We start from the raw sequence: 23,727 nt of genomic DNA on the forward strand, positions 1-23,727 counted from the left end.
CGGCATGGGGCGGCGGCGCGCAAGCCCGTCGCGAGATGCGCTCAGAGGCCGACCTCGATCATCGCGGCGGCCAGCACGGGCACGTCCCGCGCGCTCAGCCCCGCGATGTTGATGCGGCTGTCGCGCGTCATGTAGATGGCGTGCTCGGTGCGCATCTGCGTCACCTGCGACGGGCTGGCCCCGATCATCGAAAACATCCCCCGATGCCTTGCTATGAAATCGAACCGGTCCGCGTTCGATCGCGCCCGCAATTCCTGCACCAGTGCGGCGCGCAGCTGGGTGATCTGGCCGCGCATCTCGTCCAGTTCGCTTTGCCATTCGGCACGCAGGTCAGGGTCATTCAGCACGAGCGTGACCAGCCGCGCGCCGTGATCGGGCGGAAAGGAATAGGTTTGCCGGTTGAGATGCGTCAGCGAGCCTTGGGCGAGGGCGGCATTGCGGGCGTCCCCTGTGACGGCCATCAGCGCGCCTACACGTTCGCGGTAGAGGCCGAAATTTTTGGAACAGGACAGCGCGATCAGCACCTCGGGGCAGGCGGCGCAAACCGCGCGTAGCCCTGCGGCATCCGCCTCGATCCCATCTCCGAGGCCCAGATAGGCCAGGTCGATCATCGGCACCGCGCCTGCGCCAGTGATGCAGGCGATCAGCGCCTGCCAGCCTTCGGCATCCAGATCCGCGCCGGTCGGATTGTGACAGCAGCCGTGCAGCAGCACGATATCACCCTCGCGCAACTGCGCCAGATCCTGAAGCATGCCTTCCATGTCCACATCATGCGTGGCGGCGTCGAAGTAGCGGAAAGGCACCGTCTCCATCCCCAGGTAGGCAAGGATGCTGAGGTGGTTGGTCCATGTCGGATCGGTGTAGAAGACGCGTGCATCGGGCCAGGCCATGCGCACAAGGTCAAAGCCAAGGCGCACCGCGCCTGTGCCACCGGGCGTGGCGATGGCCGCGACATTGAGGCCCGGCGCCTCGCCCAGCACCAGATTGCGCACGCTGCCGAGAAACGCCGCATCCCCGGCCAGCGCGGTATAGGTCTTGGTCGTTTCATCCTCCCACAGCTGCCGCCCGGCACGGCGGACGGCGCGCATGATCGGGGTGTTGCCGGATGCGTTGCGGTAAACGCCGACGCCCAAGTCCACCTTCTGCGCGCGCGGATCGGCGCTCAGCTGTTCCTTCAATTGCAGGATTCCGTCTGGCGATTGCTGCGGCAGGTACTCCAGCATTGGCTCAGGCGTCGCCCGTCGCCACGGGGACGGTGGGGAAGGCGCCCCATTCTGTCCATGATCCGTCATAGAGCGCGCTGCCCTCGTGACCGATCCGCGCGAGCGCCAGATTGATGACGGCCGCCGTGATGCCCGACCCACAGGTGGTGATGACAGGCTTGGACAGATCCGCGCCCGCCGCGTCCAGCACGGCGCGCAGCGCGTCCGGTGCCTTCATTGTGCCGTCCTCGTTCAGCAGATCGGTATAGGGCACATTGCGCGATCCGGGGATGTGACCCGAGCGCAGGCCTGCCCGTGGCTCGGGCGCATCGCCGCGAAAGCGGGGTGCGGCGCGCGCGTCCAGAATGGTGTGATCGCCCAGCTTGGAGGCTGCCGAGACCTGCGTGACATCCTTGACCAGATGGTTCTGGCGCCGCGCGGTCATGTGGCGGTCGCGCACAATCGGGGGCATATCCTCGGTCTCGCGGCCCTCGGCCTGCCACTTGGGCAGACCGCCATCCAGCACGGCAATGTCGGACTTGCCCATCAGTCGAAAGAGCCACCAGACGCGCGCCGCGGAGAAGAGGCCATGCGTGTCATAGACCACCACCTGATGCCCGTCGCCCACGCCCATGTCGCGCAGACGCGACATGAATTTCTCGGGGCTGGGCGCCATATGCGGCAATTCCGAGCGGTGATCGCTGACCTCGTCGATATCGAAGAAACGCGCGCCGGGGATGTGCGCTGCCTCATATTCGGCGCGCGCATCGCGCCCCGTGCCGGGCAGGAACGTCGTCGCATCCAGGATGCGCAGATCCGGATCCTTCAGATGCGCGGCCAGCCAGTTGGTCGAAACCAGTGTTTTCGGATCATCGCCAGACATGTTGGCCCCCTCAGTTTTGCGTTGCCCCCTTGAGTATAACCCGGCTGGCGTCAAGGCAAGCGTGGCTCAGCGCGCGGCGCGCCCCAACAGAAAAACCGCCAAGGCCGCCAGAGCGCCGCCGAGGAGCGCCCCGCCGACAAGATGCCACATCAGCAGCGGCCCCGCTTTTTCATCGGGGCCGATCGCGCCAAGGATCCACCACGCGGCCCCGCCGCCAATGATGCCCAGAAGGGTGGCGGGCCACCGGCCCTCTGCGTGCCCCGCGCCGCCGCGTGCCTTCATGCCGTCAACCGCGCCCCCGACGACGCCACCGACCGCGCCGGCCATCATCGCAGCCAGCATCTCCATCAGCGGTGTTCTTTCAGCAGGCGTTGCTTCTGGCGACCCCAATCGCGCTTGGCCGCGGTTTCGCGTTTGTCATGGTTCTTCTTGCCCTTGGCGATACCGATCTTCAGCTTGGCGAGGCCGCGATGGTTGAAATAGAGGACAAGTGGCACCAGCGTCATGCCCTTGCGCTGCGTCTCGTTCCACAGGCGCGCCATCTCGCGCTTGGAGACCAAGAGCTTGCGCCGCCTTTTTTCCTCGTGACCAAAGGTCTTGGCCTGCGCGTAAGGCGCGACGTAACTATTGACCAGCCAGAGTTCATGCTCGTCCACGGTCGCGTAGCTTTCGGCGATGTTCGCGCCCCCGAGGCGCAGGGATTTCACCTCGGACCCTTCCAGAATGATACCGCACTCGATATCGTCCTCGATCGCATAGTCGAAGCGCGCGCGCCGGTTTTCGGCGATCACCTTGTAGTTCTTGTTTTCATCGGTTTTTGCCATGATGTCGATCTAATCATGCCGCGTGCGCAAGTCCAGCCATTGGCGGAGCACGGCGCCATTCTTCTTGTTGCGAATATGCAAACCTGAGTGGGCCACCGCCCGTGTGCTGCTGGCACAGGACGCGTCAGGTTGCCGCGCTGCACGCAGGGGATAAACTTGGCGCACTCCGGATTGCCCGTGTCGCAGGCGTTGTTCCGCGCGATTGAGAGCTCCGGCGCCTGTGGGCCCGCACGGGTTCAAATTCCCTGGTCTTGCCTCGGCAAAGCAGTTCGGCGCATCGGTGTTTCGTCTTGCTGCGAAAACCGCTTGCATTGGAAATTTGAGCGCCTCACAGTATCGCGTATGACCCTGAAGCGATTGAAATTGCCGACACATCTCACCTATCCGGTGACCATCACGGACGTGCATTTTCGGCCTGACGAGGCGGTTGAGAAGGGTGATCCCCTCTATACCCTTCAGGATGCGCGCGGAAAGTTCGGGATGATGCGCGCACCCTTTGCCGGTGCCATCACAGAAGGCCCCGTTCCCAAGGGTGCGTATTTTGCCCAAGCTGTGCCGGTCGTGGGTCTATCAAGCGTCGTAGCGTCCGATACGAGGCCAAGGGGCGCACGCGGGGCGACATCCACAGCGCCAAGAACCGAGGCACCGGACGCATCCGGGCCTTCACCGGATGCGTCGGCAGGGCCGGGTGACGCACCCAACGCCTCTTCGGAAAGACAGGCCAGCCCCGGCTTGGGTGCAGCCGTGATGACCTTGCTCCTGGGTGTTGTCATGGTCTCTGCCGCAGTCGTCCCGATGCGTTTTTTGGTGCCCCTTGATTTCAACATGATGATCATTGTCGGAATGGGCGTCATATTTGCGACTCTTCTGCTGTTTTTCCTCACTTTGGATAGATTGTTTGCCTCACATTCCAAAATCGGCATTTTCGCCGCCTTGGTGATTGCTCCGACCATCGGCATGGCGCTGCTTACGGCACCAAAAGACGTGATGACGACGACGATAGACGAAGTTGCACTCATGTGGGCAACCCAGAACAAGACCGCCGTTACCGCGCGCCAGACCGGGGGCGTGGAAATGTTCGGGTCGCCAAAGCGTTCGGGCGATGCAACCCCAGCGCGCGTAGACGCCAACGAAATTGAATTGGACAGCTTTTTTGGGCATCTGCGATCATCCGAATGATTGCGTATCGGATTGCCTTGCGCGCGATCAGAGTTATGCGCCGACTTGGGCGCCATACCGGCGCTGAAGGTTTCGCACCATGCGCCGATAAAGCCGAAAAGCAATCCCGTTTGCCCCAAGCCGTATAGCCACGACGCACGGCACGATGGTGCCCCAATAGAGCGCTCGCAATGCGGCGGGATTCTCTGCAATGTGCGCGCAAAGCGTGGGGGCGATGCGGTAATATTCCGCAATCACGGCAGCGCCCCGCGGCTGCCGGGCAAGCCACCCGTCTCGAAACGCGCGCAAGGTTTGAAGCTCGCCGCAAGTGTCCGGCCGACCCATATGGGTGCAGCACGCAGTGGTCAGAAAGCAACTTGAATCGTCACAGGTGTCCGGCCCACGACCGTGTTGCTCCAGACGTGCCACCGCCTGTTCGGCGAGCTCTTCAATGCCACGGTAGAGGCCGGTGGTATCCAACTCGTATTGGCCGTGTGTTCTCCATTGCCCGGCGTCAAAGTCGCGATACCCAAGCCGTAGCCAGACCGTCTGCGCAGACAGCAAGATCTTTGCGACGCCATAGGCCTGATCGTGATGCGAAACTGTTGTTTTCTCCCAGCCTCGCGTGCTGGGATCGGACGAGTTGAGCCTTGGCCATTTGTCAGGTTCTTCGTATGGGACACATTCGAGCCGTCCATTCTGTTTGGCATAATCATCGGCCGTGTCGTCGCCGGAGGCTTCCTCACAGATGTCTCGCGGCTCGAACAGCTGGACAATACTAGACTCGTCGCCTGTGTCTGCGTTGATCGCCAATAGAAAGGTCCGCACCTCCATCGGCGCTCTGCCCTGATATTCCGGCGTGAAAAGCGACACATAGTGATATGTGGGGATATCCACATTGGCTGCGGAACCGTCTGCAAAATACTGCTGTTCCAATGCATCGGTAGAGCCTGTGGTCATGGAAAGCACGAGCCCCGATGGACCATGAAGTGCACGGGTCTTGTATTCGTACCCGATGAAGTCGCCGTTTGACCCGGAAGAAAACCTGGAAGCGATGCTTATTTTGACGGTCCAGTCCCCGACCCATGCGTCGGCCTCACACAGCTCTGTATCATGGCTGGCGACGGCGGGTAGGGCGGAGCCTGTCAGGCCGGTGGCACCAAGTGTGCCCAAAAGGCGGCGGCGTGAAAAATGGATCACAAAATCTCCTGATAAAAAGTCTTCGGTCTTCAAATGTGTGCAATTTAAAAGTTGCAATAATCAGCCTTCCAGATCAACTTTTTCGAGGATATTTCCGGCTGATTTGTCCAAATGGGATGTATCAGGAAATTTTTGACTCATGGCGCAAGGTAACTGTGCTGTGCCGTGCGGCGCAAAGATGATGTGTCTCAAAAGGCCAGCTTACGGACAGTCTAGGATGGCAGGTCTTGCTTGTCCGTCGCACCCCTGCCGGCAATATCAGCAAGGTCCGTTTGAAGCGCGCATCGTTTGCAGGCCCTGCAGGGTTATTCGGTTTGCACCCGCGCGGCATCCAGCTCTTGTTGCAGGCGCGCCTCTTCCCGCGCCTTAGGCGCTGAAAAACGGGCCAGCAACAGATAGGCGACCGGCGTCAGATAGAGCGTCGAGAGTGTGGCCAACCCCAGCCCGCCAACGATCACCCAGCCCAAGGCCTCGCGCGCCTCGGCCCCGGCTCCTGCGGACATGACCAATGGCACGCCGCCCAAGACCGTCGAGGTCATCGTCATCATCACCGGGCGAAGCCGGATCGTCGACGCATTGAGGATGGCATCATGGACAGTCTCGCCCTTGTCGCGCAGCTGGTTGGCAAATTCGACAATCAGAATCCCGTTCTTGGCCATGATTCCGATCAGCATGACCAGACCGATCTGGCTATAGACATTCAGGCTCTGGCCCGTCAGCAGCAGTGCAAATACGGCGCAGGCCAAGCCGAGCGGCACGGTGGCCATCACCACGACGGCAGAGACAAAGCTTTCGAATTGGGCGCCCAGCACCAGAAACACCACAAGGATCGCGAAGCCGAACGTAATGAGGAGGCCAGAACTGGTCTGATCCAGCGTGGCGGCCTCCGCCAGCGGCACGATGCGGTTTTCATCGGCCAGAACCTCTTGGCCGATCGCGCGAACCTGGGTCATCGCGTCGCCCAGTGACAGTTCGGGCGTCAGGCCCGCAGTCAGTTCTACCGAACGGTTCTGTCCCTCGCGGTCGAGTTCAGGGGCAATGGCGCGTTCCTCGAGCGTTACAAAGCTGGCCATAGGAACCATCTGGCCGCTGCCGGACTGGACAAAGATATTCTCAAGATCGCCCGGATCATTGATCGGATTGGACGTGGACAGCATCTGGACGTCAAAGCTTTTGTCCTCAATGAAGACCGAGCTCACCTTGCGCCCGTCCAGCATGGCCTGCAACGCCCGGCCGAGGCCGGTGATGTCGATATCAAGATCAGCGGCCAGCGCCCTGTCGATCTGCACGAACAGCTGCGGCTGCGTGCGCTCATACTCCAGCTGGACCTGCCCCATGCCGGGGGTCTGGCGCAACCGGTCCACCATGTTTTCGGCGACATCCGCCAGTTGCTCGTAACTGTTGCCGGTGATGGCGAAGGCAAGGCCCCGGCCAGCCCCCCGGATGCCAAGCGAATTGGGCTGGATGACAAAGGCACGCACCCCGATGACGTCAGACAGCTTTTCGTTGATGTCGCTCACGATGTCCTGCTGGCCGCGGTTCCGGGAATCCCATTTGGCCAGCGTGAACACCATGAAGCCGCGGTTGTCGGCGCTGTATCCGCTGAAGGCAAAGGTATAGGAAATCTCACCATTCTCGATCAGAGGCGTGACCGCCTCTTCGATCTCGTTCATCTTGGACTGCGTGTAGTCCAGGGACACCCCCTGCGGCGCCGTAATGCTGAGCAGCACGACAGCGCGGTCCTCGGAGGGTGTGAGTTCCTGCCGGATGCTACCGGCCATCATGGCGGCGGTCACGGCCACGAACAGGGCGACCAGCACGATCACCATCGGCATCGCCAAAGCACCGCGCAGGGTCGCCTCGTAAAGCCGCATCAGCCGATTTCCCAGCCAGATCATGGGGCCGGTCGCATCCTTTTTTGGCGGCTTGGTCAGCAGGCGACTGGCCAGAACCGGGCACAGGCTGAGCGCGACGATGGACGACAGCAGGACCGCCATGGCGAGCGTGAAACCGAACTCCCGAAAGAGCCCGCCGGCCTGCCCCGGCAAGAATGACAGGGGCACGAACACGGCAGCCAGCGTCGCCGTCGTGGTGACCACGGCAAAGAAGACCTGGGACGTTCCATGGACGGCAGCCGCCCGAGGCCCCATGCCCGCCGCGCGTTGCCGCACGATGTTTTCCAGAACGACGATGGCATCGTCCACCACCATGCCGGTCGCCAGCACCAGCGCCAGCAGTGTCAGGATGTTGATGGAAAACCCGACCAGATAGATCGCGGCCAGAGTGCCGACCAAGGCCACCGGCAAGGTCAGCGCGGGGATGAGCGTTGCGCGAACGTCGCGCAGGAACAGGAAAATGACCGCCACGACGATGAGGACCGCAAAGCCCAGCGTTTTCAGCACTTCGGAGATTGCTCCGGAAATGAAGATTGCGTCATCGGATGTGACGATGACATCGACATCCTCGGGCAGGGTCCGGTTCAGCTCGGCGACGACCTCATGCACATTAGCCGAGATTTCCAGCGTGTTCGACGTTGACTGCCGGATGACACCGATGCCCACGCCTTGCTGGCCATTTGCGCGCAGGATCGTCTCGCCGGGGGCAGGGCCCAGTGTCACCTCTGCGACGTCTCCGATCGTGACATTTTTCTTGAGCTCTAGCGCGGAAAACGCCTCGGCCGTCGCCACATTCGCGGTGGTGCGCACGTTGATGGATTGGCGGTCGCCGGCCAGATCGCCCGCTGGCGTATCAAGCGCGACGTCGGACAAGGCCTGCTCCATATCGGCCAGTGTCAGACCCCTGCTCGCCAGTTCCAGCTGATTGATATCGACCCGAAAGATCGGCTCGCGGTCACCATAGATCTGAAGATCGGCGACACCTTCGACTGAGATCAGCCGATCTTCGATGCGATCCTGAACGATCGCCGTCAATTCCTGGGGTGAGCGCCCGCCCGATATCACGGCGATTCGCATGACCGGCTGCGCATTTGCATCGGCTTTGACGATTTCGGGCCGGTCCGCATCCTCCGGGAGATCGTTGACAATTCTCGCGACCGCATCGCGCACATCCGTCGCAGCCACATCGACATCGACGCTGTCGTTGAACTCGACGGTGACCCGGCTGCGTCCAAAGCGCGAATTGGACGAAATGCTGCGCACGCCCGACACGCGCCCGACCGCGCCTTCGATCCGGCCGGTCAGTTCCTGATCGACGGATTCTGGCGAAGCGCCCGGAAAGGGGGTCGTGATCGTGACCACGGGCCGGTCGACATTGGGCAGTTCCCGAATTTCCGCACCAACCAGACCCGCCACACCGGCAAGAATAATAAGTGCGTTCAAGACAAAGGCCAGAATGGGCCGGCGCACGAACAGCGCCGTGCCGGGTGCGTCCGATTTGGACGGCACGCTCAAAGCTGAGCCCCCTGTTTCGTGGAAAGCCCGGCAGATGCGGCCTCTTCCTCTTGCGCCAGCGGGGTAACCTCGGCACCTTCCCGCAGGGTCTGGACGCCTTCGGTGACAACAGTCTCCCCCGGCTTCAGATCATCCGATGTGACGAGTACGGCATCGTTGTTGCGTTGAACGATGGCCACTGGCGCCTCGACTGCCTTGCCTTCGCGCACCGCCCAGACATAAGGGCCGCCGCTGGACCATCGCAGCGCCAAGGGCGCGATCGACAACAATGTATCGCCCGGAAAGGACAGCTTCACCGAGAAGGCCATCCCGTCGCGCAGCAGATCCTCGTCGTTCGGCACCCGGCCCTGCACCAGCAACGTCCGGCTGGCGCGGTCCACAACCGTATCAATCGCCGCAACTTCACCGCTCAGGATCCGGTCGGGCAGGCCCAAGGGCGTTACGTCGATGCGCTGGCCGATCATGATTTTACCGACCACCCGTTCGGGCACGCGAAAGTCGATCAGAATGCTCGAGCGGTCGGTAATCGTCACCAGGATGTCCTGCGCGCTCACGCGGTCGCCTATTTCGAGGTCGATGATCCCGACCCACCCTGAAATGGGCGCTTCGATCTGACGCTCGGACAGGTCGAATTCGGCTTGCCGCACGGCCAGTTCCGCACTGCGCATCGCCAACTCGGTTTCGAGCACACGCACTTCTGTCACGGCGCCTGTGGTGGCCAGTTGCCTGATCCGTTCGGCGTCAGCCAGATTGTTTTGAAGTTGGATCTGCGCGCGCTCCAGAGCGATCTGTTCGGCCTGATCCTGAAGACGCGCGATGACGCTGCCGCTCTCCACGTATTGACCGGCCTCCAGCATCAGATCCATGATGATCCCTTCTGCATTGGCCCGGACGCTGACCGATCGGTGCGCCCGGCCATTGCCGATGGCCGTTATGTTGTCTGCCAACGCCTGTTCGGTGACGCGTTCTGTTACCACGCGCGCCGGGCCGCCGGGGCCCTTGGCATTTTGGTCCTCGCCGTCCGCAGCCTCGATGCCCAGCAGATCCAGAAGTCCGATCCGGTCCAGCATGGGCTGGGCGGCGGGCACATACGCGATCCAGACATAAACGCCAGCGGCAACAACAGCGAACGAGAGGAGGATTTGCCGAAGGGCTTTCATGATCGGAGCATTCCTCTGTTTGCCTGCGTTGTAAGCCCATAGCATCTAGCGCATACCGCAGAAAAGCACGTCAATTCTGTGTGTCCACGCAGGCAAAGCACGATTTCCACCGATATGCTACATCAAGGTCACTCGAAAATCTGGGCGCGTCCCATCAGGTGGCGCGGTATGACCTTTCATGTCCGGGACCGGGCACCCGTGCATCTCTTTTGGCAGATCCCGTTGACTCCGCGCCAAACCCCGATATAAGCGCGGCTTCATTGGTGTTGGTGGCCCTCGCAAGGGGATGCCTGTCGGGAGCAATCCAGAGGACAACGCCCTTCGCAAACGATAGCAAGGAGATCAGCCGTGACCAAACGCACGTCTGCCAAGTACAAAATTGACCGCCGCATGGGCGAAAACATTTGGGGCCGCCCCAAATCACCCGTCAATCGCCGCGAATACGGCCCCGGCCAGCACGGCCAGCGCCGCAAGGCCAAGATTTCCGACTTCGGTCTTCAGCTGCGTGCCAAGCAGAAGCTCAAGGGCTACTACGGCGACCTGACCGAAAAGCAGTTCAAGCGCATCTATTCCGAGGCCGCCCGCGTCAAGGGTGACACCGGCGAGAACCTGATCGGCCTGCTCGAGCGCCGCCTCGATGCCGTCGTTTACCGCGCAAAGTTCGTGCCGACGATGTTTGCCGCACGCCAGTTCGTGAACCACGGCCACGTCAAGGTGAACGGCCAGCGCGTCAACATCCCCTCCTACCGCGTGAAAGAGGGTGACGTGATCGAGGTCCGTGACCGTTCCAAGCAGATGGCCGTCCTTCTCGAGGCGACCCAACTGGCCGAGCGTGACGTGCCCGACTATGTCGACGCCGACCACTCCAAGATGAGCGCGACCTTCGTGCGCACGCCGGGTCTGAGCGATGTGCCCTATCCGGTCGTGATGGAGCCGAACCTCGTCATCGAATTTTACGCTCAGAACTAAAGCGCCGCTTTACGCTGTCTTATTCTGTGCGATGCGAGCATTGGCCGCGCCGGGAAACCGGGGCGGCCTTTTCATTGGCACTGGTCAACGCCGGATGCCATCGGTAGAACGGGCGTCGTTGGAGGGGAGCGCATGAGTAACATCACACCTCAGTCAGGTATTCTGGACATCACGCTCTATCAGGGCGGTGCCGCGCATGTGCCGGGCGTTGAAAATGCGGTCAAGCTCAGCTCGAACGAAAACCCGTTCGGACCCAGCGATGCCGCCAAGGAGGCGTTTCGCAATGCCTCCTACAACCTGCATCGCTATCCGTCCTCGGATCACGCAGACCTGCGCCATGCGATCGCCGAGATGCATGGGCTTGATCCTGCGCGGATCCTCTGCGGCAACGGCAGCGACGAGATTATTGCCTTCCTGTGCCAGGCCTATGCCGGACCCGGCGACGAGGTGATCCATACCGAGCACGGCTTTGGCATGTATCGCATCAGCGCGCTGGCCAATGGCGCGACACCTGTAGAGGTGCCCGAGCGAGAGCGGGTGACAGATGTGGATGCGATCCTCAATGCCTGTACGCCGGCGACGCGGCTGGTCTTTATCGCCAACCCCAACAACCCCACCGGCACGATGGTGGGCGAGGGCGAGGTTGCGCGCCTTGCCGCGAACCTGCCGGATCATGTCCTGCTGGTGCTCGATGGTGCCTATGCGGAATATGTCGAGGGCTATGATGGTGGTGCCGCGCTGGTCGAGGCGCGCCAGAATGTCGTGATGACGCGCACGTTTTCCAAGCTTTACGGGCTGGGCGGTCTGCGCATTGGCTGGGGCTATGGCCCGGCGCATGTGATGAACGTGCTGGCCCGTGTGCGCGGCCCCTTCAATCTGTCCTCTGCCGCGCTGGCCGCCGCCGAGGCAGCGATCCGCGATACCGAATGGGCCGAGAAATGCCGCGAGGGCAACACCCGCTGGCGCGGCTGGCTGGCCGAGGCGCTGGCCGAGCATGGCGTGCCTTCGGACACCTCACTTGCCAATTTCATCCTCGCCCGTTTCGCCAATCAGGCCGAGGCCGAGGCCTGCGACGATCACCTGAAATCCCAAGGTCTGATCGTACGCCGCGTGGCGGGCTATAACCTGCCCAATTGCCTGCGCATCACCGTCGGGGATGAGGCCAGCTGCCGCCGCGTCGCCCATGCGGTGGGACAATTCATGGCCACCGCACGATGAGCCATATCTATGGCCGCGTCGCGCTGATCGGGCTGGGTCTGATCGCAGGGTCCATGTCGCTGGCAATGCGCCGCGCGGGGCTTGTGGGCGAGATCGTCGGCTATGCGCGCTCTGCCGAGACGCGCGATGTCGCGCGAGAGATTGGCCTGTGCGACCGGATCGAGGATAGCGCGGCGGCGGCTGTCGAGGGGGCCGATCTGGTCGTTCTTTGCGTGCCTGTCGGCGCCATGGGGCTGGTCGCCGCCGAGATAGCTCCGGGCCTGAAACCCGGCGCGACGGTCAGTGATGTCGGCTCGGTCAAGCGCGCGGTGATTGACGCCGTGGCACCGCATTTACCAGCAGATGTGCATTTCGTGCCAGCCCACCCGCTGGCCGGGACCGAGCATTCGGGGCCAAGATCCGGTTTTGCCGAGCTTTTCGACAACCGTTGGTGCCTGATCGTGCCGCAGGAAGGCGCCGACCGCGCCGCCGTGGATCGGCTCGAGGCGCTGTGGCAGGGCATGGGCGCGCTGACCAATGAGATGGACGCAGACCATCACGATCTGGTGCTGGCCGTGACCAGCCATGCGCCGCACCTCATCGCCTACACCATGGTGGGGGTGGCCGATGATCTGGGCCGCGTGACCGATAGCGAGGTCATCAAGTATTCTGCCGCCGGTTTCCGTGACTTCACCCGGATCGCGGCCAGCGATCCGACCATGTGGCGCGACGTTTTCCTCAACAACCGCGAGGCGACGCTGGAAATTCTGGGCCGCTTCACCGAAGAGCTCTTTGCGCTGCAACGCGCGATCCGCACCGGTGATGGCGATCATCTTCACGAGTATTTCACCCGCACGCGCGCTATCCGGCGCGGCATCATCGAGGCGGGTCAGGACACGGGCGAGCCAAACTTCGGCAGGGAGCGCGGCGGATGAGGCGGGCCGCGATCATGGTCGCCGTGATCGCCGCCGCCAGCGCCGCTTTTGCCGGCGCCCCCGAGACATCCCTGCGACCCCTTGCGCGGCCCTCTGAACTCACCCCCCAATCCGAACCAGCCCAAACCCAGTCTGCTCAAACCCAGCCTGTCCAAACTCAGCCGTCCCGCGCGAGCGCCGAGACGGGCAGCCCGGCAGGGCGAGATCGCAGCGATAGGGCCACCACTCCCTCGCCCGGTGCCGCCAATCAGGAGCGCGGCGGCCTTCTTTCCTCGCTCAGGCCGCTTCTTCGCCCCCTCGTCATTGGCCGCGAGGCGCAAAAGCGCAAGGAGGCGCGCGCCCGCGGCATGGTCTGCGGTGATCCGTCCATTCAGGGCGAGGACGTGGGCCATGTGCCGGGCCGCATTTCGGCGTGCGGGATCGACGATGCCGTCAGGGTGCGCAGCATCGACGGCATCGCGCTCAGCCAGCACGCGCTGATGGACTGCCGCACCGCCAGCGCGGTCAAGACGTGGATCGCAACCGGCATGAAACCCGCAGTCGGCAGCTATGGCGGCGGCGTGGCGCAACTGCGCGTTTCAGCGCATTACGCCTGCCGCACGCGGAACAATCAGTCTGGCGCCAAGGTTTCGGAACATGGGCGCGGGCGGGCGATAGACATATCGGGCTTCCTGTTGCGCGACGGGCGCACGATCACGCTGCTGTCCGATTGGGGACGCGGGCAAAAAGGGCAAATCCTCAGCCGGATGCACCGCTCGGCCTGCGGGCCATTCGGCACGGTGCTGGGCCCCGAGTCGGACCGGTTCCACAAGGATCACTTCCACTTTGACACCGCGCGGTATCGCAGCGGCAGTTACTGCCGCTGAACCGACCCGCCGTAGTGCTGCGCAGCCGCGCCTTATTGGAACCGTAGCACGGGCGCATCCGCAATGGGCATAGGCCCCAGCCAGATCTGGCCCCCCTCAAAACGCAGCGGCATTTCAAGCGTCTTGTCGTCGCCTGACGCGGTCGCAACCATGCCCAATGCCCGGTCGGCCATGCTTGCCGCGTCCGGCGTCAGGGCGCCTGTATCTTGCGCCAGCGCCAGCATGTCGCGCCAGTTGCGCGCCTTGAGCGTCATCATGCCCTCGGGCAGGCCGCGCGCATCCACGTCCAGAGTGCCCGAAGCCTCCAGCGTCATTGCGCCCCAGCTTGCGGTGAGGCGCGTGATATCGATCCGGGTCGGCTGCGGGCGGACTTCCTCGATTGCGGTGCGATCCCACGGAGCGGTGAAATCAACAGTGATATCGGCGGTCAGGCTGTCGATGACGCGGGGCTGCGTGTCGGCCGCATTCGCAATTGCCAAGAGGTCCGCCGGCGGCGCCAAGTCATCGGCCGCAAGGCCGAGGTGATAGCGCGCGTCGCCGCTGCCGGGCGCGTCCTCGATCCGCTCTGCGGCCAGCCGCAATGCGGCCATGCTGGCGGCGTCGCCCCCGGTCGAGGGCGCCCACGACAGGTCCGCGGCGGTCAGGGTTGCGCGCTTTGGCGCCAGCGATGTGCTGGCGGCAACGATGAGAGAGGCGCGCATGTCCGAGCTGGTCAGGGTGTAGGTGCCCTGAGGCCCGGAGACATCTTGGGTGTTCGGCCAGACCGCGATCACATGATTGGGCGTATAGCTGAGCGTCAGGAGCTGAAGGAACGGCGCCTGCCAGCCAAGCCCGGAGCTGGGATCCGACAGCCGAGGCTCCGTCAGGGTGGTGTCAAACCGGCTGGGAAACCCTTGCACGGTCAGATCGGAATATTCGGCCACCCACCCCTCGGCGCGCCGTGCATCGAACCACGCGGCGATGCCCGATTTCACTGCGCCCGACCCGATGAACCAATACCCGGCCCAGGCCGCAGCCAATGCCAGACAGATCGCCAGCAATATCCGCATGACTGCCCCCTTTTGCGCCTCTTTGCAAAGGTGTTTATAGAGTGTTTCGGGCGGATGCCCACAGCCGCGATGTATCGCAGGATATGCGAGCAGGCACAAAAGGAGAGACGAAACTATGACGATGTGGGTGTTCGGCTATGGCTCGCTGGTGTGGAACCCCGGTTTCGAGGTGGAGCGCCAGATCATCGCGACCCTGCCGGGCTATGCGCGCAGCTTTTGCATGCGCTCGGTCCATCATCGTGGCACCGACAAGGAACCGGGGCTGGTCCTGGCGCTGGACGAGGCGCATGGCGCCGAATGCCGGGGTGTCGCGCTGGCTGTGGCTGCGGGGCGCGAGGCCGAGACGCTGGACTACCTGCGCGCGCGCGAGCTGATCTCCTCGGCCTATCTGGAGCGCGACATCGACATTCGACTTGAGGATGGCCAGACCGTGCGCGCGGTCACCTACGTGATTGATCCGCACCACGTGCAGTATTGCGGGGGTCTGCCGCTTGAGCAGCAGGCCCGCATCATCGCCCGCGCGGTCGGCGGGCGCGGGCCCAACACCGAGTATCTGCACAACACCGCCGCCCATCTGGCCGAGCTTGGCATCAGCGACGGTGACCTTGAATGGCTGTCTGCCCGAGTGCGTCAACTTTGCGCATAACGCCTTGGCTTGGAGGGGCAATCCGCGTAGGGTAAACCCAATTTGCACAAGAGCCTGGAGCGTCCGCATGGACAAGCCGGACCGTGAGGTCGAGCAGCAATTCTCACAGCCATGGCGCCAGATCGTCAGCATGTTCGTGGTGCTGGGCCTGGCAGGGCTTGGCGCGTTCATCGCGATGCCGCGCGTGCTGCCGGTTTTTGAGGCAAACCCCTATCTTAACGGGTTCATCTTCTTTGTCTTTCTGATCGGCGTGATCGCCTGTTTCTGGCAGGTATTCCAATTGATCGGCTCGGTCCGCTGGATCGAGAATTTTGCGCGCGAGGTGCCGGGCTCCGAAGAGACCAAGCCGCCCCTGCTGCTGGGACCGCTTGCCACGCTTTTGCGCCAGCGCGGCAAGCGCATGCAAATCTCGCAAACCTCGGCCCGCTCTATCCAGGATATGGTTGCGCAGCGCATAGACGAGGCGCGCGAGATTACGCGATATATCGTCAACTTGCTGATTTTCCTTGGCCTTCTGGGCACATTCTATGGCCTCGCCACAACGGTTCCGGCGCTGGTCGAGACCATTCAGGGCCTCGCCCCGCGAGAGGGCGAAGGTGGGGTCGAGGTCTTTTCCCGCCTCATGACGGGCCTGCAGTCACAGCTTGGCGGGATGGGCGTCGCCTTTGCCTCGTCTCTGCTGGGCCTTGCCGGATCGCTGATCGTGGGCCTGCTGGAACTGTTCGCAAGCCACGGTCAGAACCGCTTCTACCGCGAGCTCGAAGAGTGGATGTCGACCATCACGCGGGTCGGCCTCGCGGGGGCCGACGATGGCAGCACCGAGCAGGCGCTGCTGACCGGCATCATTGACCAGATGAGCGAGCAGATGGAGTCGCTTCAGCAGATGCTGACGCAATCGGACATCGCGCGCGCCGCCTCGGACGAGCAGATGGCCAGCCTTGCTGCGGCGGTCACGCGGCTGGCCGATCAGACCGACAACACTGGCACGTCGGCGGCGCTTGGCCGCGTCGCGGACGGGCAGGAGCGTCTGATCGAGGCGCTCCATGCGCAAAAAGCCCCGGCCGAGGCCGGACTGGATGCGGAAAGCCGGATGCGCCTGCGCTCGATCGACGTGCAGATGCTTCGAATCCTTGAGGAAATCAGTGCCGGACGGCAGGAGGCGGTGAGCGAGCTGCGCACGGATCTGGCGGGTCTGAAATCCGCGCTGATAGGCACGCGCACGACCCGCCGGAGCAGTTATCGTGCGGCGCCGGGCATCGCCAGTGGCGGCTCCGACACGCCGGAGCGGGAGGGCTAGGTCATGGCCCTGCCTCGCCGCACCGGCCAACGCTTCCAATCGTCGATCTGGCCGGGCTTCGTCGATGCGATGACGGGTCTCTTGCTGGTCCTGATGTTCGTTTTGACCATCTTCATGGTCGTGCAGTTTGCCCTGCGCGAGACGATCACGGGGCAGGAGACTCAGCTGGACACGTTGTCGTCTGAGGTTGCGGCGCTGTCGCGGGCCCTCGGCCTTGAGCAGGAGCGCAGCGCCACCTTGGAAGAGCGCGTCGGCGCCCTGACCTCCACGCTGGAGGACGCGCGCGAGCGGCAGGAGGAGCAGACCGCCCTCATCGCCTCGCTGAACGAGGCCAATGCGGCGGCGGATGCCCGCATCGCCAGCTTCGAGACGCAGGTCGCAAGCCTACTGGCCGAGCGGGACAGCGCGCTGGGGCAGGTCAGCGATCTGGAGGACACGCGCGATACGCTGATGTCCGAGCAGGAGGCGCTGCAATTGGCACTGGCCGATCTGCGGGAGGAGGTCGATGCCGAGGCTGAGGCGGCCCGCCTTGCGGCGGCGCAGCGCGACGCGCTGGAGGCGCTGACCGCTGATCTGCGCGCCGAGGCCGAGGGGCGCACCGCCGCGCTGCAAGAGACCGAGGCCGAGTTGGACGCCGCCGAAACCGCGCGCCTTGCAGAGGCGGCTGCCGCCGAGGCGCTGCGCGAGCGGCTGTCGGGCGCGCAAGCCGAACTGACCGCCATGACCCTCGCCCTCGAAGAGCAGCGCCGCCGGGCCGAAGAGACGCTGACCCTGCTGGCGGCCGCGCGCGATAGCGGCGCCGATCTGGAAGCGCGCCTTGCGGCTGCGCTGGCCGAGCAGGAGGAATCGGGCGCGCGGGCCGAGACGCTTGGCGATGATCTGGACACCGCGCAGGCGCGCGTCGCAGCGCTCGAGGCCGAGCTTGAGACGCTCAAGGAAGAGCAGGCGCTGAGCATGGAAGAGGTGCGCGAACGGCTTGCTGCCGCGCTTGCCGCGCAAAGCGCCGCTGAAACCGCTGCCGAGACGCAGATGTCCGCAGCCCAAGAGCGCGCGGCCCTTCTGGCACAAGCGCGCGAGTCGCTGAATGAGCAAGAGGCCCGCACCGAAGAGGCGCTGCGAGAGGAGGAGCTGCTCAATCAGCAGGTCGCCGCGCTGCGCGATCAGCTGGGTCAGTTGCAGGCGCTGCTCGACGATGCGAAGGCCCGCGAGGCCGCAACCGACGTGCAGATTGAATCTCTTGGCCAAGATCTGAATGCCGCGCTGGCGCGCGTCGCTGCCGCCGAAAAGCGTCGGCGCGAGGCCGAGGAGGAAAAGAACCGGCTGCTGGAGGCGGAAAAGCAGGATCTGGAGCGCTATCGCTCGGACTTCTTTGGACGTCTGCGTGACGTTCTGGGCAACCAGGAGGGGGTGCGCATCGAGGGCGACCGATTTGTCTTCAGCTCGGAGGTTCTGTTTGCGCCGGGGCAGGCGACGCTGTCGGACTCGGGCAAGAACGAAATTGCCAAGGTCGCCGAAATCCTGCGCAACGTTGCGGGCGACATTCCGGACGGCATCGACTGGATCATCCGGGTCGACGGCCATACCGACGATGTGCCGATCCTCGGCTCGGCCGAATTCGTCGACAATTGGGAGCTGAGCCAGGCGCGCGCCTTGTCTGTCGTCCGCTACATGATCGATTTCCTCGGCTTGCCGCCCGATCGCCTCGCGGCCAACGGGTTTGGGCAATATCAGCCCATCGCGACCGGAGATAGCGCCGAAGCGCGGGCGCAGAACCGCCGGATCGAGCTGAAATTTACTGAGAAATAGGGCCGTCGGCCGTGCCGCGCTCGGCGGTGTCGATCACCTTGCCGCCGCGCAGCAATTCGGCGCGCGCCGTGTAGTCGCCGCCCTGCCAGCGCGCGCGGGCGCGCTTGCCCGCTGCGCGAAAATACTGCGCCTGCGCCTTTTCCAATTGCGCCTCATGCTGAAATAGCGTCTCGCCGCCCGGCCCGATGATCGTCAGGCGCACGACATCGCCCGGCCGCGCACCATATCCATACCCCCACGCCACCAGCGATGGGGCGTCCGGAGCGACTTGGGTGATTGCTGCGGTCCCTGCCTTGACCGCATCGTATTCGGGCACCGTCACCGACAGGCCCGCCGCCAGAAGGCCACCGGGCTGATAGCTGAGCGGATCAATCCACAGAGCGCTGGCGCCCTGTGCCCCACATCCGCCCTCGGGGCGGAAGGGATCCACGACCTCTCCATCCTTGCGCAGGCTCAGGTGGAGATGCGGAAACTGCGTGCGGCCCGAAAGGCCGATCTGCCCGAGGGCCGTGCCGCGCTCGACCTGATCGCCCGTTGACACGAGGACCGAGCCCTTGCCCATGTGGCAATACTGCGTCTCCCAGCCGTCGCCATGGTCGATCACCACGCCGTTGCCGCAGTCGCGGCCCGCCAGGTCATCGCCGCTCTGCGGTTCATGGACTCTGTCCGCCATACCATCGCGGATGCCCCGGACAGTGCCCGGCGCGGCCGCGATGACCGCGACGCCACCCTCCATCGCCGCCAGAGAGGGCAGGGCGAAATCTGTGCCCTTGTGGCCGTCGTAGCTGAGCCCCTCGCACATGAAATCCTGCGCGGCGGGGCCGGGGTCTACGTCGGTGTATTGCTGAATGAAACAGGTGTCGCCCAGCGTGCAATCGACCGGCAGGCCGAGGCGCGGGGCATCTTGCGCGCTTGCGGCGCCCGCCACAAAGGCGAGCGCCGCAATATTCGCGCAAATTTTCACTCGGCCGTCAGAAGCGGCGGCTTCCCACCGCTCAGACGCGGTGTGTCTGGGCCGTTGATCTGAAGGTCGATCTTGCCGTCCTTGACGCCGACCCTGACGACACCGCCCTTCGCCAGCTTGCCAAAGAGCAGCTCCTCGGCCAGTGGCTTCTTGATGTACTCCTGAATGACGCGACCCAAGGGACGCGCACCCATCTTGTCATCATAGCCCTTGTCACCCAGCCATTCGGCGGCGGGCGCCGTCAGCTCGATCGTGACATTGCGGTCCATCAGCTGCGCCTCGAGTTGCAACACGAACTTTTCGACGACCTGCATGATGACCTCTTTCGGCAGCGGGCCGAATGAGATGGTCGCATCAAGACGATTGCGGAATTCGGGCGTGAACGTGCGCTCGATCGCGGCAGTATCTTCGCCCGTCCGGCGCTCGCGGCCAAAGCCGATTGCCGATTTGGCCAGCTCCGAGGCCCCCGCATTCGAGGTCATGATCAGCACGACATTTCGGAAATCGACCTTGCGGCCATTGTGATCCGTCAGCGTGCCGTGATCCATCACTTGCAGCAGGATGTTGAAGACATCCGGGTGCGCCTTTTCGATCTCGTCCAGAAGAAGGACGCAATGCGGATGCTGGTCGATGCCGTCGGTCAGCAGGCCGCCTTGATCAAAGCCGACATACCCCGGAGGCGCACCGATGAGGCGGGAGACCGCGTGTTTCTCCATGTATTCGGACATGTCGAAACGGATCAACTCAACACCCAGCGTGTCTGCCAGCTGCTTGGCCACCTCGGTCTTGCCCACGCCGGTGGGACCGGCAAAGAGGTAGTTGCCGATGGGCTTTTCAGGCTCGCGCAGGCCCGCACGGGCCAGCTTGATCGCTGAACTCAGCGCCTCGATGGCCGTATCCTGGCCAAAGACCACGCGCTTGAGCGACGTCTCCAGATCGCGCAGCACCGCCGAATCGTCCTTCGAGACGTTCTTGGGCGGGATGCGGGCGATCTTGGCGACAACGGCCTCGATCTCTTTGACGCCGATGCTCTTGCGGCGCTTGGAGGCGGCGACCAGATGCTGGGCTGCGCCCGCCTCGTCGATCACGTCGATGGCCTTGTCGGGCAGCTTGCGGTCGTTGATGTAGCGCGAGGCCAGATCAACGGCGGTCTTGATCGCCTCGTTGGTGTATTTGACGCTGTGATGCTCCTCGAAGTAGGGCTTGAGGCCCTTGAGGATCTTGACCGCATCCTCGACCGAAGGCTCGGCCACGTCGATCTTCTGGAAACGGCGCGCAAGGGCGCGATCCTTTTCGAAGTGCTGGCGGAACTCCTTGTAGGTGGTGGAGCCCATGCAGCGCAGCTTGCCACCCTGAAGCGCGGGCTTGAGCAAGTTCGAGGCGTCCATCGCGCCGCCCGAGGTGGCACCTGCGCCGATCACGGTGTGGATCTCGTCGATGAACAGCACCGCGTCAGGGTGGTTTTCCAGCTCGGTCACCACCGCCTTCAGCCGCTCTTCGAAGTCGCCACGATACCGCGTGCCGGCCAACAGCGCACCCATGTCGAGCGAATAGATGGTGGTTTTCGACAGGATCTCGGGTGTCTCGCCCTTGACGATCTTATAGGCCAGACCCTCGGCAATTGCGGTCTTGCCCACGCCGGGGTCGCCAACGAGGATCGGGTTGTTCTTGCGGCGGCGGCACAGCACCTGAATGCAGCGCTCGACTTCGCCAGCCCGGCCAATCAGCGGGTCGACATCGCCGGTGCGCGACTTCTCGTTCAGGTCCACGCAGTATTTGGCTAGCGCCGATTCGCCTTGCTCGACAGCGCCGGGATCCTGGCTCGTGCTGCTGGTGTCCTCATCGGCGCCGGAGACAGGCCGCGCCTCGCCAAAGGCGGGGTTCTTGGCCACGCCATGCGCGATGAAGTTGACCGCATCGTAGCGCGTCATGTCCTGTTCCTGTAGGAAATAGGCGGCATTCGACTCGCGCTCTGCAAATATCGCGACGAGCACGTTTGCGCCTGTGACTTCGGTGCGGCCCGAGGATTGCACATGGATCGCCGCGCGCTGAATGACACGCTGGAATGCGGCGGTCGGGACCGCCTCGGAGCCTTCGATGTCAGTCACGAGGTTCGACAACTCATCGTCGATGAATTCGACAAGCGTGGTGCGCAGTTCTTCGGAGTCGACGCTGCATGCCTTGAGCACGCGGTTTGCGTCAGGCTCGTCCACGAGGGCGAGCAGCAGATGTTCCAGGGTGGCGAATTCGTGCTGGCGCGCATTGGCCAGCGCCAGTGCGGCATGAATTGCCTGTTCCAGTGTGGTCGAGAATGAAGGCACGTGGGGTGCTCCTTCTTGTCTGGTGCGGCGGTATGCCGACTACCTTGGCCTTATATTCTTAAAGTTTGGTCGATAACCGCTACGCTTCAAGGTTTTTTTCGCAAAGCGAGGTCACTTTTCCGCAATCGTGAACTGCTGTGCCGTTTTGGTGCTGTTAATTTAGAAGGCATCTTTGCGCGCGCGGATTTCGGCAAAGACGGCGGCGTCGGTCGCTTCCTGCATGCCCAAATGCGCCCGGATGTCCGGGTCGGCGGCGCGTAGAAAGGGGTTGGTGGCCAATTCCTCGGCCAGAGTTGTGGGAACTGTCGCGCGGCCCTCGGCACGGGCCGTTTCAACCTGTCTGGCACGGGATATAAGATCGGAGTTTCCAAGATCAACGGTGAGCGCAAATTTAGCGTTCGTCAAGGTATACTCGTGGCCGGAATAGACAATCGTCTCGGGCGGCAGCGCCATCAACTTGGACAGTGAGGACCACATCCGGTCCGGAGTGCCCTCAAAGAGACGGCCGCATCCAAGCGCCATCAGGCTATCTGCGGTAAAGACCGCACGGCTGGCGGCAAAGTGCACGGCGATGTGGCCGGTGGTGTGCCCGCTGACATCAATCACCCGGCCAATCTGGTCGCCGATGGTGATCTCGTCACCCTCGGACACTTGCAGATCCAGCGCGGGCAGGCGGTGCGCATCTGCCTTGGCGCCGATGACCTGCGCGGGATGATCCCCCAGAAGCGCGTCCAATCCCTGCACGTGGTCGGCATGGTGATGCGTCAAAAGGACGTGGCTGAGCGTCCATTCCCGCTGCTCCAGTGCCGCCTTGATCGGGGCCGCTTCGGGCACGTCGACGCAAAGGGTCGCGCCAGTGGCTGGATCATGTGCCAGAAAGGCGTAGTTGTCCGAAAGGCAGGGGATGGTGGCAATCTCGAACGGCATTGAGGCGCTCCTTGGTGTCAGACGTGGACGTCGGGGCCATGGCCTATTTTCCCGGCCCCCTTCATAAGCTAGTCTTGAGCGTGACGGATCAAGGGTGCCACTGCAATGCATGTCGACGTGCAGGAGTTACGGAATTTCTATTATCGCAGCACGCTGGGCCGTGCCGTGCAGAAAACCGTGCGCGCCGAAATTGCGACGGCGTGGCCCGAGGCAAAGGGGCAGACAGTCGTCGGCTTTGGCTTTGCGGTGCCGTTTCTGAGGCCATATCTGAGCGACGCGCGCCGTGTGATCGCTCTGATGCCAGGGCCTCAGGGGGTGGTCGCCTGGCCGCAGAAAATGCCCAATATCTCGGTTCTGTGCGAAGAAACGTTGTGGCCGATCGAGACGGGGCATGTCGACAAGCTCCTTGTGATACACGCGCTGGAGGCGAGTGAGCGGCCAGCCGATCTGCTGGATGAATGCTGGCGCGTGCTGGGGCCGGGGGGATCTGCGCTTTTCGTGGTGCCAAACCGTGCCGGTCTATGGTCACGCAGTGATCGCACGCCCTTTGGATCTGGCCGGCCCTACAGCCAGACCCAGTTGGAAAGCCTTCTGAAATCCCATAGCTTTCTGCCTGAACGGCACATGACCACGCTTTACCAGCCGCCCAGCTCGCGCCGGTTCTGGCGCAAGACGGCCGGCATGTGGGAGCGTCTGGGCGGCAAGATGTCGGTGATCGCAGCGGGCGGTGTCCTGATGGTCGAGGCAACCAAGCGTGTGCAGGCGCCGCGCGGGCCCGGCCTGCGTGCGAGCGTGCGCAAGCCGCTGGAGGCGCTGGCACCCAAGCCCAAGCCGGTGGCCGGGCAGATCTGAGGTGCGTGTGGTTGACCTGAACTCCGGCGGGACGGTCTTTGTCCGGGCGCGGGCTTGCACG

General features: G+C 63.4%; 20 protein-coding genes. 9 read left to right on the forward strand and 11 right to left on the reverse strand.

The window, feature by feature from the left end; all coding sequences use genetic code 11:
* Positions 1–41 precede the first annotated feature (41 nt).
* The 4 genes from V8352_RS09975 to smpB form a co-directional block, all read right to left on the reverse strand.
* Complete coding sequence (locus tag V8352_RS09975) at positions 42–1,223, reverse strand: amino acid aminotransferase (RefSeq protein ID WP_336424138.1); 1,182 nt, start codon at positions 1,221–1,223, stop codon at positions 42–44.
* A 4-nt stretch (positions 1,224–1,227) separates the two neighbouring features.
* The gene (gene sseA / locus V8352_RS09980; protein ID WP_336424139.1) at positions 1,228–2,085 is read right to left on the reverse strand and encodes a 3-mercaptopyruvate sulfurtransferase; all 858 of its coding nucleotides are present in this window, start codon (positions 2,083–2,085) and stop codon (positions 1,228–1,230) included.
* A 66-nt stretch (positions 2,086–2,151) separates the two neighbouring features.
* A complete protein-coding gene (locus tag V8352_RS09985) occupies positions 2,152–2,433 on the reverse strand; it encodes a hypothetical protein (protein ID WP_336424140.1) in 282 nt (93 codons plus the stop codon).
* Entirely contained in the window at positions 2,433–2,909 is a 477-nt protein-coding gene (gene smpB / locus V8352_RS09990; RefSeq protein WP_336424141.1) for an SsrA-binding protein SmpB, read from the reverse strand. The genes V8352_RS09985 and smpB overlap by 1 nt, the downstream gene beginning before the upstream one ends.
* 177 nt (positions 2,910–3,086) lie before the next feature.
* Between smpB and V8352_RS09995 the strand changes: the two genes are divergently transcribed.
* Complete coding sequence (locus V8352_RS09995) at positions 3,087–4,088, forward strand: hypothetical protein (RefSeq protein WP_336424142.1); 1,002 nt, start codon at positions 3,087–3,089, stop codon at positions 4,086–4,088.
* A gap of 33 nt (positions 4,089–4,121) precedes the next feature.
* On the opposite strand, the gene V8352_RS10000 is transcribed toward V8352_RS09995, so the two are convergent.
* The 3 genes from V8352_RS10000 to V8352_RS10010 form a co-directional block, all read right to left on the reverse strand.
* A complete protein-coding gene (locus tag V8352_RS10000; protein ID WP_336424143.1) occupies positions 4,122–5,300 on the reverse strand; it encodes a CFI-box-CTERM domain-containing protein in 1,179 nt (392 codons plus the stop codon).
* A gap of 272 nt (positions 5,301–5,572) precedes the next feature.
* Positions 5,573–8,671, reverse strand: a complete 3,099-nt coding sequence (locus tag V8352_RS10005; protein WP_336424184.1) for an efflux RND transporter permease subunit — start codon at positions 8,669–8,671, stop codon at positions 5,573–5,575.
* A gap of 2 nt (positions 8,672–8,673) precedes the next feature.
* Positions 8,674–9,837 (reverse strand): efflux RND transporter periplasmic adaptor subunit, encoded by a 1,164-nt coding sequence (locus tag V8352_RS10010; protein WP_336424144.1) that lies wholly within the window; start codon positions 9,835–9,837, stop codon positions 8,674–8,676.
* A 348-nt stretch (positions 9,838–10,185) separates the two neighbouring features.
* Between V8352_RS10010 and rpsD the strand changes: the two genes are divergently transcribed.
* The 4 genes from rpsD (at position 10,186) to V8352_RS10030 (ending at position 13,804) form a co-directional block, all read left to right on the forward strand.
* Positions 10,186–10,806: a 30S ribosomal protein S4 gene (gene rpsD, locus V8352_RS10015; RefSeq protein WP_336424145.1), complete on the forward strand. Its 621-nt coding sequence runs from the start codon at positions 10,186–10,188 to the stop codon at positions 10,804–10,806.
* Positions 10,807–10,938: 132 nt separating this feature from the next.
* Positions 10,939–12,024 carry a histidinol-phosphate transaminase gene (gene hisC, locus V8352_RS10020; RefSeq protein WP_336424146.1) on the forward strand — a complete coding sequence of 362 codons (1,086 nt, stop codon included), beginning with the start codon at positions 10,939–10,941 and terminating at the stop codon, positions 12,022–12,024.
* A complete protein-coding gene (locus V8352_RS10025) occupies positions 12,021–12,938 on the forward strand; it encodes a prephenate/arogenate dehydrogenase family protein (protein WP_336424147.1) in 918 nt (305 codons plus the stop codon). The genes hisC and V8352_RS10025 overlap by 4 nt, the downstream gene beginning before the upstream one ends.
* Entirely contained in the window at positions 12,935–13,804 is an 870-nt protein-coding gene (locus V8352_RS10030; RefSeq protein ID WP_336424148.1) for an extensin-like domain-containing protein, read from the forward strand. Before V8352_RS10025 ends, V8352_RS10030 begins: the two co-directional genes overlap by 4 nt.
* Positions 13,805–13,836: 32 nt before the next feature.
* Here V8352_RS10030 and V8352_RS10035 read toward each other — a convergent pair whose 3' ends face one another.
* Positions 13,837–14,853 (reverse strand): DUF2125 domain-containing protein, encoded by a 1,017-nt coding sequence (locus tag V8352_RS10035; RefSeq protein WP_336424149.1) that lies wholly within the window; start codon positions 14,851–14,853, stop codon positions 13,837–13,839.
* A 115-nt stretch (positions 14,854–14,968) separates the two neighbouring features.
* On the opposite strand from V8352_RS10035, the gene V8352_RS10040 reads away from it, so the two are divergent.
* The 3 genes from V8352_RS10040 to V8352_RS10050 all read left to right on the forward strand — a co-directional run bounded on the left by V8352_RS10040 (position 14,969) and on the right by V8352_RS10050 (position 18,602).
* A complete protein-coding gene (locus V8352_RS10040; protein WP_336424150.1) occupies positions 14,969–15,499 on the forward strand; it encodes a gamma-glutamylcyclotransferase in 531 nt (176 codons plus the stop codon).
* Positions 15,500–15,566: 67 nt separating this feature from the next.
* Complete coding sequence (locus V8352_RS10045; RefSeq protein WP_336424151.1) at positions 15,567–16,796, forward strand: biopolymer transporter ExbB; 1,230 nt, start codon at positions 15,567–15,569, stop codon at positions 16,794–16,796.
* Between the two features lie 3 nt (positions 16,797–16,799).
* On the forward strand, positions 16,800–18,602 hold the full coding sequence (locus V8352_RS10050) for a peptidoglycan -binding protein (protein WP_336424152.1): 1,803 nt from the start codon (positions 16,800–16,802) through the stop codon (positions 18,600–18,602).
* Here the strand turns inward: V8352_RS10050 and V8352_RS10055 are convergent.
* The 3 genes from V8352_RS10055 to gloB all read right to left on the reverse strand — a co-directional run bounded on the left by V8352_RS10055 (position 18,589) and on the right by gloB (position 22,814).
* The gene (locus V8352_RS10055) at positions 18,589–19,566 is read right to left on the reverse strand and encodes a M23 family metallopeptidase (RefSeq protein WP_336424153.1); all 978 of its coding nucleotides are present in this window, start codon (positions 19,564–19,566) and stop codon (positions 18,589–18,591) included. The genes V8352_RS10050 and V8352_RS10055 overlap by 14 nt on opposite strands.
* The gene (gene clpA / locus V8352_RS10060; protein ID WP_336424154.1) at positions 19,563–21,887 is read right to left on the reverse strand and encodes an ATP-dependent Clp protease ATP-binding subunit ClpA; all 2,325 of its coding nucleotides are present in this window, start codon (positions 21,885–21,887) and stop codon (positions 19,563–19,565) included. Before clpA ends, V8352_RS10055 begins: the two co-directional genes overlap by 4 nt.
* 159 nt (positions 21,888–22,046) lie before the next feature.
* Positions 22,047–22,814, reverse strand: coding sequence for a hydroxyacylglutathione hydrolase (gene gloB / locus V8352_RS10065; RefSeq protein ID WP_336424155.1), 768 nt, complete (start codon positions 22,812–22,814; stop codon positions 22,047–22,049).
* A 105-nt stretch (positions 22,815–22,919) separates the two neighbouring features.
* Between gloB and V8352_RS10070 the strand changes: the two genes are divergently transcribed.
* Positions 22,920–23,666: a methyltransferase domain-containing protein gene (locus tag V8352_RS10070; protein WP_336424156.1), complete on the forward strand. Its 747-nt coding sequence runs from the start codon at positions 22,920–22,922 to the stop codon at positions 23,664–23,666.
* Positions 23,667–23,727: the final 61 nt, after the last annotated feature.

Origin of the sequence: Roseovarius sp. D0-M9, assembly GCF_037083805.1 — a bacterium.
Lineage (GTDB): Bacteria > Pseudomonadota > Alphaproteobacteria > Rhodobacterales > Rhodobacteraceae > Roseovarius.

What these genes read in the sequence shown, in the direction of transcription:
- V8352_RS09975 (WP_336424138.1), bottom strand. Translation starts at nt 1,223, where the DNA reads ATGCTGGAGTACCTGCCGCAGCAATCGCCAGACGGAATCCTGCAATTG.
- sseA (WP_336424139.1), bottom strand. Translation starts at nt 2,085, where the DNA reads ATGTCTGGCGATGATCCGAAAACACTGGTTTCGACCAACTGGCTGGCC.
- V8352_RS09985 (WP_336424140.1), bottom strand. Translation starts at nt 2,433, where the DNA reads ATGGAGATGCTGGCTGCGATGATGGCCGGCGCGGTCGGTGGCGTCGTC.
- smpB (WP_336424141.1), bottom strand. Translation starts at nt 2,909, where the DNA reads ATGGCAAAAACCGATGAAAACAAGAACTACAAGGTGATCGCCGAAAAC.
- V8352_RS10010 (WP_336424144.1), bottom strand. Translation starts at nt 9,837, where the DNA reads ATGAAAGCCCTTCGGCAAATCCTCCTCTCGTTCGCTGTTGTTGCCGCT.
- hisC (WP_336424146.1), top strand. Translation starts at nt 10,939, where the DNA reads ATGAGTAACATCACACCTCAGTCAGGTATTCTGGACATCACGCTCTAT.
- V8352_RS10025 (WP_336424147.1), top strand. Translation starts at nt 12,021, where the DNA reads ATGAGCCATATCTATGGCCGCGTCGCGCTGATCGGGCTGGGTCTGATC.
- V8352_RS10030 (WP_336424148.1), top strand. Translation starts at nt 12,935, where the DNA reads ATGAGGCGGGCCGCGATCATGGTCGCCGTGATCGCCGCCGCCAGCGCC.
- V8352_RS10035 (WP_336424149.1), bottom strand. Translation starts at nt 14,853, where the DNA reads ATGCGGATATTGCTGGCGATCTGTCTGGCATTGGCTGCGGCCTGGGCC.
- V8352_RS10040 (WP_336424150.1), top strand. Translation starts at nt 14,969, where the DNA reads ATGACGATGTGGGTGTTCGGCTATGGCTCGCTGGTGTGGAACCCCGGT.
- V8352_RS10045 (WP_336424151.1), top strand. Translation starts at nt 15,567, where the DNA reads ATGGACAAGCCGGACCGTGAGGTCGAGCAGCAATTCTCACAGCCATGG.
- V8352_RS10050 (WP_336424152.1), top strand. Translation starts at nt 16,800, where the DNA reads ATGGCCCTGCCTCGCCGCACCGGCCAACGCTTCCAATCGTCGATCTGG.
- gloB (WP_336424155.1), bottom strand. Translation starts at nt 22,814, where the DNA reads ATGCCGTTCGAGATTGCCACCATCCCCTGCCTTTCGGACAACTACGCC.
- V8352_RS10070 (WP_336424156.1), top strand. Translation starts at nt 22,920, where the DNA reads ATGCATGTCGACGTGCAGGAGTTACGGAATTTCTATTATCGCAGCACG.